The 12401-nt window shown below is 56.7% G+C and carries 13 protein-coding genes, 1 other RNA gene and 1 pseudogene; 3 read left to right on the plus strand and 12 right to left on the minus strand.

All coding sequences use genetic code 11. The annotated features are described in order from the left end of the window. Positions 1-53: 53 nt before the first annotated feature. The 6 genes from AAYR33_02410 to zwf form a co-directional block, all read right to left on the minus strand. Positions 54-800, minus strand: a complete 747-nt coding sequence (locus AAYR33_02410) for a hypothetical protein (GenBank protein XAO71813.1) — start codon at positions 798-800, stop codon at positions 54-56. Beyond that, positions 797-1813 carry a 16S rRNA (cytosine(1402)-N(4))-methyltransferase RsmH gene (rsmH, locus tag AAYR33_02415; protein XAO71814.1) on the minus strand — a complete coding sequence of 339 codons (1017 nt, stop codon included), beginning with the start codon at positions 1811-1813 and terminating at the stop codon, positions 797-799. The genes AAYR33_02410 and rsmH overlap by 4 nt, the downstream gene beginning before the upstream one ends. Further along, positions 1810-2289, minus strand: coding sequence for a division/cell wall cluster transcriptional repressor MraZ (mraZ, locus tag AAYR33_02420; GenBank protein ID XAO71815.1), 480 nt, complete (start codon positions 2287-2289; stop codon positions 1810-1812). Before mraZ ends, rsmH begins: the two co-directional genes overlap by 4 nt. 289 nt (positions 2290-2578) lie before the next feature. Continuing rightward, positions 2579-2966: RNase P RNA component class A (gene rnpB / locus AAYR33_02425), an RNA gene on the minus strand. A 72-nt stretch (positions 2967-3038) separates the two neighbouring features. Then, positions 3039-3512 (minus strand): hypothetical protein, encoded by a 474-nt coding sequence (locus tag AAYR33_02430; protein XAO71816.1) that lies wholly within the window; start codon positions 3510-3512, stop codon positions 3039-3041. A gap of 3 nt (positions 3513-3515) precedes the next feature. Further along, on the minus strand, positions 3516-4988 hold the full coding sequence (gene zwf, locus AAYR33_02435) for a glucose-6-phosphate dehydrogenase (protein ID XAO71817.1): 1473 nt from the start codon (positions 4986-4988) through the stop codon (positions 3516-3518). A gap of 262 nt (positions 4989-5250) precedes the next feature. Between zwf and AAYR33_02440 the strand changes: the two genes are divergently transcribed. Both AAYR33_02440 and AAYR33_02445 read left to right on the plus strand, forming a co-directional pair. After that, on the plus strand, positions 5251-5523 hold the full coding sequence (locus AAYR33_02440) for a DUF2312 domain-containing protein (GenBank protein ID XAO71818.1): 273 nt from the start codon (positions 5251-5253) through the stop codon (positions 5521-5523). A gap of 36 nt (positions 5524-5559) precedes the next feature. Then, positions 5560-6237: a hypothetical protein gene (locus AAYR33_02445; GenBank protein XAO71819.1), complete on the plus strand. Its 678-nt coding sequence runs from the start codon at positions 5560-5562 to the stop codon at positions 6235-6237. Positions 6238-6274: 37 nt separating this feature from the next. Here the strand turns inward: AAYR33_02445 and proB are convergent. The 4 genes and pseudogenes from proB to rplU all read right to left on the minus strand — a co-directional run bounded on the left by proB (position 6275) and on the right by rplU (position 9119). After that, positions 6275-7406: pseudogene (gene proB / locus AAYR33_02450) on the minus strand (glutamate 5-kinase). A gap of 13 nt (positions 7407-7419) precedes the next feature. Then, complete coding sequence (obgE, locus tag AAYR33_02455; GenBank protein ID XAO71820.1) at positions 7420-8421, minus strand: GTPase ObgE; 1002 nt, start codon at positions 8419-8421, stop codon at positions 7420-7422. A 100-nt stretch (positions 8422-8521) separates the two neighbouring features. Beyond that, entirely contained in the window at positions 8522-8773 is a 252-nt protein-coding gene (rpmA, locus tag AAYR33_02460; GenBank protein XAO71821.1) for a 50S ribosomal protein L27, read from the minus strand. A 31-nt stretch (positions 8774-8804) separates the two neighbouring features. Next, entirely contained in the window at positions 8805-9119 is a 315-nt protein-coding gene (rplU, locus tag AAYR33_02465; GenBank protein ID XAO71822.1) for a 50S ribosomal protein L21, read from the minus strand. Positions 9120-9764: 645 nt separating this feature from the next. On the opposite strand from rplU, the gene AAYR33_02470 reads away from it, so the two are divergent. Then, positions 9765-9950 carry a hypothetical protein gene (locus AAYR33_02470; protein ID XAO71823.1) on the plus strand — a complete coding sequence of 62 codons (186 nt, stop codon included), beginning with the start codon at positions 9765-9767 and terminating at the stop codon, positions 9948-9950. A 351-nt stretch (positions 9951-10301) separates the two neighbouring features. On the opposite strand, the gene AAYR33_02475 is transcribed toward AAYR33_02470, so the two are convergent. Beyond that, on the minus strand, positions 10302-11225 hold the full coding sequence (locus AAYR33_02475; protein ID XAO71824.1) for an FUSC family protein: 924 nt from the start codon (positions 11223-11225) through the stop codon (positions 10302-10304). A 137-nt stretch (positions 11226-11362) separates the two neighbouring features. Beyond that, entirely contained in the window at positions 11363-12193 is an 831-nt protein-coding gene (locus tag AAYR33_02480) for an FUSC family protein (protein ID XAO71825.1), read from the minus strand. Positions 12194-12401 lie beyond the last annotated feature (208 nt).

Here is a 12401-nt window from a genome sequence, read left to right on the forward strand (position 1 = left end):
GCGTTTTCCGTCATCGTGAGGTGGGCTGGGCACGGCTTACTGGGTGGGACAAGTCAAGGGCGCCGCGGCGCGGGCGGTGGCAACGCACCGTCAGCCATTGCAAAAGTGGACTTCGTATTATGTGTGCCAAGCTGACGGTAACGTGCCTTCGTGGCTGTCAGACGCCCGCCTGAGGAGGGGCGCCAGGCCACAGCGGGCGTTGCCACAGCGCGGGCGCCGCGATAAGTGGCGTAATGCACGTGGGAGTCAGCGCGCGCGCGCGCGGCTGGTGTCGCCTCATGTTTCAAGGGGGGTGTGGCCAGGGCCAGGCGCGTCGAAAGATGAGGCTTATCGGTCACAACATGATGGGGCGTCGCATCTCCCTGTGCAGCGGCCATAACTTCAGCCGGCTTGGCTTTTACGACCTGGCCCATTTGTGTCGCGGGCGCGGGCGCTGCACGCTGCGCCAACGCGTTGCTTGTCGGGGCGGAAGCCTTCGCGACCATCATATCACGTTGCGGTCCTGCACTGCCGGGGGCTGGCAATGCGGCAATGGCCGTGCCTAATCTCTTATATTGCGTGGGTGCCATCGGCGTGAGATCCGTCAGGAAGCGTGCAGATAATTTCTGCAGGCGGTCCGGCTGGTTCAGAAGCGCCCATTGGGATTGCAGCATGGCGGTTTGCTGCCGGACATCATCCGTCTGGCGAACAATGGTCCGGATGTTCTCGTCAAGAACATTTGTTTGATGCTTTTTCGAGTAAAGGAAAAGCCCGGATGCGCCGGCGAGCAGGACGCAGAAAATAGTATATGGCCGAATCATGATGTGCCCTCGAGTGGCTCTATAATATGTCGTGTTTTTTCCAGTACCCGGATTTTTGCGCTTCGGGCGCGCGGGTTTTGTTGAATTTCGTCATCGGAAGGGGTGAGCGGCTTACCATGCGGCAGCCGATACATGTTTGTCGGCTCCGCCAAAGTCACCGGCATGTGACGTGATGGGCGCGCGACGCGACCCGCTGCCGCCTGCATGGCGCGTTTCACGAGGCGATTCTCCAGCGAATGGAAGGTGACCACCACAAGGCGACTCCCCTCCCGCAGCAATCCGGGTGCTGTTTCAAGCACGCGTTCAAGATCATTCATCTCATCATTGACGGCGATACGAATGGCCTGAAAAGTACGCGTCGCCGGGTCAATGCGTGAGCGGTCAGGATGCACCACCTTGCGGATGATCGCGGCAAGCTGTCCCGTCCGATGGATTGGTTCTTCCTGCCGCGCTGCGACAATCGCGCGGGCGACACGACGGGCGAGGCGCTCCTCACCATAATGATAGATGATATCCGCCAGCGTCGCTTCATCCGCATGATTAACGAGATCTGCAGCGGATTGACCCGATTGCGACATGCGCATATCGAGCGGCCCATCCTGGCGGAAGGAGAAACCGCGCTCAGCCTGATCGATCTGGAAAGATGACACGCCGAGATCAAGCACGATCCCGTCAAATGGCGCCACATCGGCGAAAAGCGTCGCCATATCGCGGAAATTTCCCTGGCGGATTTCAAAAGTGGGCGCGGCCCTGCGATCATTGACGGCAAAATGATCTTGCAGCGCCTGCCCGCGCGTGATCGCATCGGGATCTTTATCCAGCGCGAAGAGATGGGCTGGCGCCTCTGCCATCATGGCGCGCGCATAACCGCCGCCGCCAAACGTCCCATCGAGGTAAGTGCCGCGACTTTGAATTTGCAACAGCGTGAGGACCTCACGCAGCATGACCGGGTTATGGCCCTCAAATTGCGATATGATTGGCATCTTGACGCACGGGGGAAGCGGAACGGTCATGATGCGTCCGACCCCTTGATGGATGAAGCGGTGCGCTGCGCGGACGTGGCGCGGGTGCGCAGACGGACTTCCTCCCGCCTTTTGATGGCCGCGCCCGACTCCCAGATCTGAAAAACGCGTCCGAGGCCCATGAAAGTGACGTCGTCAGACAATCCCGCATGTTGCTTAAGCATGTCAGGGAGGATGATGCGCCCCTCTTTATCCGAATCGATTGGATAGGCCTCAGTATAGAGGCTGGCAGCGAGGTCGTCATGCTCCTCAGAAAAAATATCGATATCATCAAGCGGGCGGGCAAGTGCGCCGAAAGAAGCGGGGGACCAGGCCTCAATGCAGGGATGCAAATGCGATGGGCGCAGAATCACAAGCGTACCGTCACCGGATTGCAGCGCCTTAAGCGCGTTCCGGAACGGTGCGGGGATTGATACACGCCCTTTGGCGTCAAAACGGTTTTGGTGCGTGCCTAAAAACACACTCACGCCGCCTTGCTCCCGTCAAAATCTGTCATCAAACACCCGTGAAATCAGTTAACGAGTATCTTTATCGTTTTGCAGGATATCATGGGATTTTATGGGAAGTCAAATAAAAAACCGTAGAAAACCGCCAAAAATCAGAGGCGTACGCGAGATTTTAATTTTTTATTGGAGTTAAAAAAGCGTTTCATTTGCTGTGCAACAATATGGAAAGACCCTCTTTTGTTTTTTATTTGTTCTTATTATGTTCCCGTTTAACCGTGACAGGGAAGGTGCTTCCATTAACGATTAACGGTGGGTCAGATGATCGATAAGCCGGGTTCTGTCCGCCGAGGCGGGGCGACCATTCATCTTGGGCGCGACTCACATCGCACCTCATGCAACCAACCCGAGTGACAGGGCGGAGGGGCCCTTCATCACGTCAGACGTGACGCGTCACTCCTATTCGGTCTTGCTCCCGATGGGGTTTACCATGCCCCGGACGTTGCCGCCCGAGCGGTGCGCTCTTACCGCGCCGTTTCATCCTTACCCAAAGCCCGAGAGCCCGTTGAGCGGTTTGATTTCTGTGGCACTTTCCCTGAGGTTGCCCTCGCCGGCTGTTAGCCGGCACCGTCCTTCCGTGGAGCCCGGACTTTCCTCTACACGTAGCTTGATGCTGGTGCAGCGGTCGCCTGACCATCTAACCCGTGTTTTACGTGCAGCAGGGGCGGGCTTTCGTCAAGACAAGTTTGCCTTGACCCCGCTGCCCGGAGACGTCACTGCGCGGGCATAGGGTGATAATGCCCCGGACTGCCCGCATCATTCTGCAAGGTGCGGTCCGCCTTATTCACGAGAATCGTGAAGGCCGTGGCCGTTTTGCCATCAATGCCGGGGCAGCTATCTGTCGCACGCACCAGAAACTGGACATGCGTGGCATGTGCCGGGTTGGCCCCGTTGATGATCGGGACAACGCAGCGGCGTGGCACATCCAGCAGCCCCTGGTCTTTCACGAGCAGGCGCAAATGCTCCGTCAACTTGGTATTGTCAAACCAGGCCAGATCATTGAACTGAACCTTGTCCGCCGCTTTCGGGAGCCATCCCATTTTCGCGGCAAGAAGCGTCATCAGCGCCACCGGGATAATGACCAGAAGACGGCGCAGTATATGCTGCCGCAACGTCCGTCGGGGCCGACGCGCAAGGCCGGGCCCGGATGGCTGCGGCGTTGCGCCGTCCTGTTTCTGCGACGTCATGGGTCAGAGAGACACATCTTCATGCCACTGGGCATGATGGCGCTTCAGCATGTCGCGTGCTTCATCCGGTCCCCAACTACCAGCTTTATAATGTGCCATGGGTGTGACTTTGTCAGCCCAGGCTTTCATCAACGGCGCCAGCCATGTCCACGCCGCTTCAACCTCATCCCGACGGATGAACAGGATCGGGTCACCCCGGACCGCATCCAGCATCAGGCGCTCATAAGCATCAGGGTAACGCGTCTGGAATGTCTGCGCGAAATCAACGCGCATCGTTGCCTGGCCGAGGCTGAAATCATCATGCTCGGGGTTTTTGGCGTTGAACGTCCAGGAAATACCCTCATTCGGCTGGACACGGATGGCCAACGCATTGCGTTTGGCTTCCGTCGGGAAAAGCCGCGACTCCGTTGGTTTGAAGGTGATGACAACCTCACTGACCTTCTGCTCAAGTCTTTTCGCCGTACGGATGAAGAACGGCACGTTTTTCCAACGCGGTGAGTCAATTTCGGCGCAGAGCGCGACGTAGGTCTCGGTCTGGCTTTCCTTACCGAGTTCCTCCAAATATCCAGGGACATTTTCAGAACCCATCTTTCCTGCGACATATTGCCCGCGCACAGCGTGAGACGCGATCGTCTTACTGTCGAAAGGCTTCAGGCCCTGAAGCACGGCAACCTTGGCGTCGCGCACATCATCAGCGGCCATTGAGGCTGGTTTTTCTATCCCGATCAGCGCGAGCACCTGAAGCAGATGATTTTGGATCATGTCGCGCAGGGCGCCGGACTCATCATAATAAGCGCCCCGTCCTTCGACACCCACTGTTTCAGCAGCGGTAATCTGCACGGACTCGATATAGTCGGATGACCAGACAGCCTCAAACATAGGATTGGAGAAGCGAAGGGCAATCACGCCTTGCACGGTTTCCTTGCCGAGATAATGATCAATGCGGAAGATATTTTCTTCCTTGAAATATTGCCCGACCGAATCATTGATTTCGTTCGCGGTCGCGAGATCGACGCCGATCGGCTTCTCCAGCACAACGCGTGCGTCGCCAACGGCGAGTTTCTTGTCATGTAGGTTTTTAGCAATCGCACCATAGAGGTTGGGCGCTGTCGCGAAATAAAAGACGCGCACACGATCCGCCCTGTCTTCGGGAATGAGCGCGCGCAGACTGTTCCAATCACTCTCCGGTTTGGGGCCATCAAGGCTGACATAATGAACGAGCTTCAGGAAACGCTGAATTTTGGCGTCGTCGAAATCCTCTTTTTTGACAAACTTCTTAAGGGCCTCCAGCGCACGTCCCTGATACGCTTCACGGGTCAGAGGCGAGCGCGCCGTGCCGATAATGCGCGCCTCTTCCGGCACCTGCCCCTCAAGCATCCGATAATAAAAGCCGGGGAGCAGTTTGCGCATCGTCAAATCACCTGTTGCGCCGAAGATGACGTAATCAAATGGTTTGACGGTTACGGTACGAGACATGGGTCTCACCTTTCTTAATAAGAAAATGAAATATCGTGGCCATTATGCACAGACGTAAGCTGAGGGTAAAGGAGACGGCAAAGTCCGCCCCTGGATGCCTGACGTTCTGCATGGCCGTTTCGCTTCGACGTGCTTTTCGCGATGCCGAAGTGGCGACAGGAGGGAGATCGAACAGGGTGGCGACATTGATCGCCCATTGACCAAACGGAAGAACGATTGATAATCCGACCCTGAGATTATTCGATCATGAGGGCCTATATCTATGGATGATACGACAATAACGCAAGATGCCGCCGCTGAAAGCGGGGAGGTGTCCGCCAAACGGCTCCAATCGATCATTGATCGGGTCGAACGTCTGGAGGGGGAGCGTAAGGCGCTTGCAAGCGACATCAAGGATATTTTCCTTGAGGCGAAATCGGCAGGTTTCGATGTGCCAGTGCTCCGCCAGCTTCTTCGTATCCGTAAGCAGGAGCCGTCAGAGGTGGAAGAGCAGGAAACCCTCCTACATCTTTATCGTCATGCCTTAGAGATGTAAGCGTTAAGGGTAAAATTCAGGGAAGAGGGGAGCGGTGTGTCGATGGACGATATGTCTTCAGTTCTGCCGGAAACGATGTCTTTGCCCCTCATACTCGGCTTTGTCATTGCCCTTCTTCTTTTTTTCTTTGTGGTGCTGATGAATATCATCCGCCGCCTGCACGTTATGGAGCAGCAATTGGTGGATATCGGCACTGACCTCCGAACCGTGTCCCTCCGCCTCGCGATGAATGAGCTGGATGAGCCGGTCATGCACCCAGGCGACACAGGCGCGGACATGTCGGAGGACAGGCCCAGCGTGTCTCTTGCTTCCGCGCCTGCCATGGCGGCATCAGCGCCGCCTTTGGCTCCATTGCAAGAGGCCGCCATGCCACGGGCGCGCTATATTAATAATGATGCCGGGAATATGCCCGTCCTGCCGCCGGAAGCCTATCAGGATTATGCGGATAACCCGTCAAATCTCTCCTCCGCCGATCTGCTGAAGCAGACGCATTTTGACCCGCCCGTAGAAGCCGTAACGGCCAAGGGCGCGCGACGTGCCGCGACGCAGCCGCCCCCGACGCCGGAGGAGGATGGCGATATCTGGCGCCTCCGTGCGACGCGTCGTGCCCCGATCGCGCGCGGCGAGGGGACGCATGGCGCACCCCACGCTGAACCGCCGAAAGTGCGTAAAGAGCCCACTCTGAAGTGGCCGCCCAAATCGTCATCGACGTGATCAATCTATTTTGCTGCGGGATTCGTGCGGGCGGTCTTCAACCGGAAACTGCTTTGCGCAGCATGACGGGGTCATCCCGATGGATAAGTGCGTCACGGTGCGTGCCCGCGAGATCATCCGGGAAAGCCGCGCTGCGCTGCCCGGCCATCCCTTTGCGCTTCTTCTGATGAGTAGGATGTCAGGCCGCGCGCCACCTCCGCGCCTTTCGGGTCCGTGACCGTTACAAGCGCATTACGCGGAAATTGGCCGTCAATTTTCTGCACTCCGACAGCGAGGAGTGAACTGCCCTTCCGAAGCGCCTGCACGGCGCCCGCATCGATCTGGAAGGTGCCACTCGGCCGTAAAGACCCCATGATCCATTTTTGCGCGCTTTACCGGCACCCGCATGGGCGCTAAACCATGGCACCCGTGCGCCGGACGATAATTTTTTCAGGGGATGATCGATATTCCCGCGGGCGATGGCCATCCGGGCACCCGCTTGTGTCGCAATATACGCGGCGATCAGTTTCGTCTTCATCCCGCCGGAAGAGTAACCGGGCGGGGGCTACCCCATGGCGCGAATCTTATCGTCGATTTCCTCAACATGGGGAATATGGGTGGCATCCGCATGGGTGTGGGGGTCCTGCGTATACAGCCCGTCGATGTCGGAAAGCAGGATTAGCGTGTCAGCATCCACCATCTGCGCGACTCGCGCCGCGAGGCGGTCATTATCCCCGAAGCGTATCTCCTCAAACGCAATCGCATCATTTTCATTGATGACAGGCACGCATCCCATGCAAAGAAGCGCCCGAAGGGTCGAGCGAGCATTGAGGTGACGCTCCCGATTTTCTGTGTCTTCCGATGTCAGAAGCAATTGCGCGGCGGCGTGGGCCTGGTGCGCCAGGGAAGCGCTCCAGGCTTGCGCGAGGCGGATCTTGCCCAACACTTGCCGCGGCCTGCTTCTCCGCCAGGCTGAGGCGGGCGGCAGTCATATTGAGCTGGGTCCGCGCCAGGGCGATGGCACCTGATGAGACGATGATCACCTCAATGCCTGATTGGCGCCAGGATGCGATATCCGCGCTGACACTGTCGAGCCAGCCATCGCACAATTTAGCGCCTTCAGTGTCAACAAGAAGGGCACTGCCGATCTTGACGACAATGCGTTTCGCGGATTGGAGAGGAGAGACCATACTCACATGTCCGTCAGGATTGTTTCAACGACCTTACGCGATCCTGCGCGGCACGCAAAAGTTTTTCCAACCCGTCATGGGAGACGGCGGAAAGGAGGAAAATCTCCGTGCCTGCTGCTTTTTCAAGCGCGCGTTTTTTGGCGCTGATCTGCTGGGGCGTCAGGGCATCACATTTATTAAGCACGATGATTTCAGGCTTATCCGCAAGTGTCGCGTCGTACCGTTCCAGCTCCGTGCGGATCAGGCGGTAATTTTTGACGAGGTGCTTCTCCGTCCCGTCCAGCAGATGAATCAGTGCTGCACAGCGCTCAACATGGCCGAGGAAGCGATCACCCAGCCCCGCACCATCACTCGCGCCCTCGATCAGTCCGGGAATATCGGCGATGATGAATTCTTCCGTCATGGAAAGGTGCACCACACCAAGTTGTGGGTGGAGTGTGGTGAAGGGATAATCCGCAATTTTCGGTTTTGCCCGGGAAGATACTGAAAGCAGGGTGGATTTACCGGCATTGGGTAATCCGACAAGACCAATATCAGCAATGAGTTTCAGCCGAAGCCACACCCATCTCTCTTCACCCGGCCAACCCTTATCGGCACGGCGAGGGGCGCGGTTGGTGCTGGTTTTGTAATAGGCATTGCCGTAACCGCCATCCCCCCCCCGACAAAGCAGAATTTCCTTACCGTCAGCATCAAGGTCCGCCAGCATGATCTCACGCGATTCATCGAAGATCTGGGTGCCGATGGGGACGTTGATGATGACATCATCCGCTTTAGCGCCGGTCCGGTCGGACCCTGCGCCATTCCCACCTTTCCGCGCCCGGAAATGCTGCGTGTAACGAAAGTCGATCAGCGTGTTGAGGTTGGGTACGGCTTTTAAAATGATATTCCCGCCGCGGCCGCCATTTCCGCCGTCCGGACCGCCGAATTCCACGTATTTTTCACGTCGGAAAGCGACGACACCGTCACCGCCATCACCGGAACGAAGATAGATTTTGGCCTGATCTAGGAATTTCATGGGCCACCTGCGGGTCTGTTCAACACAAAGAAAAGGCCGGTCTGTCGCAAGACCGGCCTTGGGGGAAGGTGTGCCCTTCCATCATTTATCGCGTCAGGATTTACAGGGCGACAGAGGCGTGGACCCGCCCCTCTGCCCGACGCGTAAATTTGACGTGCCCGTCCGAGAGGGCGAAGAGCGTGTGATCACGCCCCATCCCGACATTGTCACCGGCGATTATTTTCGACCCGCGCTGACGGACGATGATATTGCCCGCAATAACGCGCTCACCGCCGAATTTCTTGACTCCAAGGCGGCGGCCTGCGCTGTCGCGACCGTTACGGCTTGAACTGCCTGCTTTCTTTTGTGCCATTTCAGCTTCTCCCTATCTTCCGGCGACGCGATCAGGCCGCGTTGATGCCTGTGATGCGCAGCACTGTCACGGGCTGGCGATGGCCGTTTTTGCGACGGCTGTTCTGCCGGCGGCGCTTTTTGAAGGTGATGATCTTTGGCAGGCGATCCTGCGCGATGACGGTTGCCGTCACTGTCGCGCCCGCGACCAGAGGGGCACCAAGCGTCATCCCGGCATCGGAGCCAACCGCCAGAACGTCAGAAAATGTGACGGTGCTACCGGCTTCCGCCTCAAGTTTCTCGACTTTAAGTGTTGCTTCTGTGGTCACGCGATATTGCTTGCCACCTGTACGTATAATTGCGAACATAAATCCCTCGTAAAATCGAACTCTTGACGATTTTTGCCGAAGTTACTCCCCAGTCGGCACCGCCCAGTCGCTTTTTATTTATAGCCGCCTCACGACAGTAGGCTCCGCACGATACCGGAAAAGATCCGCTTACGTCAACTGTTTTTCACCCTTTCATGGCCGCTGGGCGGCCTGGCCTCAAAAAGAAACGTCATCCCCTTGCAAAGGGGGGCGCTTTCCTGCTTATGAGAGCTCAGCCGACGACCGGAACCCGTATGGAGAGGTGACCGAGCGGTTTAAGGTAGCGGTCTTTGACGGCGAAACAAATTGTGAAAATGGATTTTTTAAAGGTGGTCGTATAGCCTATCCTATCCTCCGATGGAGTTTGATCGATACGTTTTTTCGGCGAACTCCAATAAAAACGGACGATGTTTATGGTTTTTTTACTAAATCTCCATGTGACATTTCTAATAACCAAGCTTTTTTAGGGTGAAAATCCTTTTTGCCCCGAGCGAAAAATCTGATGGCTCGCTACAGCGGCCTATTATCCTCAATGACATAATATAGTGTGTATGCGCCCGATTTTGATGTGGCGGATTTCGTGCGGCGCGCCCGCGGCGTGCGATGACGCATATGAAAGCACGCGTTGCTCCCTAATCATTGGATTTGCCGCTGCTTAAAACAACCTCGAGTTTAAAGTTGGCGTCGCTTTCTCTGTTTAAATTTGACATTAAAGAAATCGCCGACACCGCGTTCCAGTCTGGATTGGCGCGCGGCGCGGACGACCCTGGCGCGATTTTGCGGGAAAAATCAGGTCTCAAAGGCGAAGGGGGGAAAAGTAAAAAATTCTGACCTGCGTAGATTAAAGAAATATTTCAGATCGCCCAGCCAATATTGTTGTCGAAGGATGCGCATCACAAGCTGAAAAGCGCGCCTGACCTCCGATAACAACCGATTAGACCGCCGCCCACGATGTGAGCCGGAAGAGGTGATAAGCCAAGGCAAGGGGCGGGCCGGCTCACCCGATTTCGCGCCCTTTGGCGCAGGAATGCATCAGCCCGTCAGTCTCACGGGGCGCGTTGCGTCGAGGAATTGCGCATTCGCCAGAAGTTCGGCGCGGATGACAACGAGATAGGCAATGCCGCGGATCAGCTCCATGCGCGTCATAAGGTCAGACTCATTATATTCCAGCGCGCGAAATCGTCATAACGCCACGGCCGCAACGCGTGCGGAACGGACATGCTCATCATGCGCATGTTCAATTCTGTCCAGAAGCAGGGTCGCTGCACGGCGCGCGCGATCAGGCAGGTGATCACGATTTAAGAGGGCGCGCAGGCGGATGATATTCATGCCGAGCGTCAGCGTGGCCAATGTGCCTCTGAGATAGGTCTCGACGGCGGGGGAGGGTGTGTTACCCGCGTGACGGATCAGTTTTGCGAATCGATCGAGATTGCCGCTGATCCACATTCTCGTGTCTGGCAACGTCTGAAGATGACAGAGCGCTCTTAATTCTGCCAGCATCTGCCGCCTTAATCGCATGCGTTCTGTCTCAGGGTTAAAGGGCATGATGATGCGGAAAGCCAGAACCGCCGCCGCAGCGGCGCAGACGACGGCGAAGTCTGAATTGAAAAAGGAAATTTCATCAAGTCGTTGATGATTCTGGATATTAAGCATCGTCGGCATGAGGAGGTCGAACGCTGATGAAACGCCGATCGTCGGCTTATTCAGGTGCGCCAGACCTGAAATGAACATCGGTGGGAAAAGCGCGAGAATCAGCGTCTCATAAGTATCGAAGGCCGGGACAAAAATCATTGTGAGAACGCCGGCAATGAGAGCTGACCAGAGGACACCACGTAAAAACTGCGTCGTGCCAAGAACGGGATTTTCCTGGGTCGCGAATAATCCGCAGATCAGCGCAAGATTCGATATGAAAAGGGGGCCGGATGGCCAGGCGGTGATTTCGTATAAGAGTGCGCAGATGATGATGGCGGAGAAGACGCGAATGATATTATTCACCGCCTCACGCACATCACGATGCACGGGCAGGCGGAATCGGAAACGATCACGTGGGATCTGATGCGTGCTGGCATTATATTCCAGCAAGGCATCTTCGATCTTCCTCGACATTTCCGAGATGGAAACATAAAGGACGCGCGCATCAACCTCATCTTCCCGCGATGGAGGGTGCGATGTATGCGTGTCGTCATGGGTCTAAGGGGTAATCGCGGCGTCGCGGCAGCTTATCCGCAGGAGGTGCAATTCCGTCAGAATATCCGCCAGGGGGCATCCTGTTCGAGGCGCGGCGTGATGGTGAGGACAAATTCCCGCACGCGCGTCAGCATATCATTCAGGCGCGGTTCCCGATGTTTCAGCGCAGCAAGTCGTGCCGTCATGCCCAGACATCGCGTCAGCAGAACAGCGACGACGGCGAGGTCGGCCCGGGCGTGATCCCCTTCGTGACCATGAGGGCCCATCTCAATTTCCAGATATTCAACTTCACTGTTTAGGCGCAGAATCCGCCCGAATAATTCTTGCCCCTGAAGGCTTCTCTTGATCGTCATGCGGGCCCGTTTCTCCTGCTGAAGGGAGAAAATCATTCCCATCGCCACCTCGCATACGACGCCGAGGCCAATATAGGTGCTTCGGGACACGGCGAGGAAAAAGACATTATCCGGTGCCTGTGACGCATCCAGCGCAATGATGGCGCAGGTATAGCCCGCCAGTGTCATGGTATAGGCGCGGTAGGAGGTGAAAAAGTCGCCAACCCGGCGCATGACCCGACCCATATCGCCAAAGCCGGGGAAAAGAGCCAAGGCTCCTGCGGGAAGGCGGCGATCAGCAGCACGCTGGCCACGCCCCCCCAGCAAAGTGCCCGCCAGGCGCCATCGCGCTTTGGAAAGGTTTTCCCCGCGTGTGGCCTGCGCAACGGCCCAGACGGTTGAGGGCGCCCAAACCGGACTGTCCAGCTCCACCCAGAGAGCGATCGCGAGGGCAATGAGGGCTGCAATCGTGTTGCGGAAAGCAAATTCAACGGCTTGCGGCGATGGGGCGTACAGCCATTTCCATCGGGCGCGGAAATCGGGGCGCGGTCGCAAGGAGTCGACCGCGCCCTAATCGGGTGGCGCATTGTAAAAAAATTCGTTCAGCCACCGTCACGCGTGGTTCCTGCCTAAAAATGCGTGCGTCAAAGAACGTCCCCCCGCCTGTTGGGAAAGACGTATTCCATTGCACAATGAAGCATTGAACGCAGCGTCAGAACGGACATTGTCCCACAACAGGATATAAAAATCCTTCAATGTCGCG

The sequence above is a fragment of the Acetobacteraceae bacterium genome (assembly GCA_039613835.1).
Lineage (GTDB): Bacteria > Pseudomonadota > Alphaproteobacteria > Acetobacterales > Acetobacteraceae > Sorlinia.

Coding starts and splice junctions, on each gene's coding strand:
- AAYR33_02410 (XAO71813.1), bottom strand. CDS start 800: ATGATTCGGCCATATACTATTTTCTGCGTCCTGCTCGCCGGCGCATCC.
- rsmH (XAO71814.1), bottom strand. CDS start 1,813: ATGACCGTTCCGCTTCCCCCGTGCGTCAAGATGCCAATCATATCGCAA.
- AAYR33_02430 (XAO71816.1), bottom strand. CDS start 3,512: ATGACGTCGCAGAAACAGGACGGCGCAACGCCGCAGCCATCCGGGCCC.
- zwf (XAO71817.1), bottom strand. CDS start 4,988: ATGTCTCGTACCGTAACCGTCAAACCATTTGATTACGTCATCTTCGGC.
- AAYR33_02440 (XAO71818.1), top strand. CDS start 5,251: ATGGATGATACGACAATAACGCAAGATGCCGCCGCTGAAAGCGGGGAG.
- obgE (XAO71820.1), bottom strand. CDS start 8,421: ATGAAATTCCTAGATCAGGCCAAAATCTATCTTCGTTCCGGTGATGGC.
- rpmA (XAO71821.1), bottom strand. CDS start 8,773: ATGGCACAAAAGAAAGCAGGCAGTTCAAGCCGTAACGGTCGCGACAGC.
- rplU (XAO71822.1), bottom strand. CDS start 9,119: ATGTTCGCAATTATACGTACAGGTGGCAAGCAATATCGCGTGACCACA.
- AAYR33_02475 (XAO71824.1), bottom strand. CDS start 11,225: ATGTCGAGGAAGATCGAAGATGCCTTGCTGGAATATAATGCCAGCACG.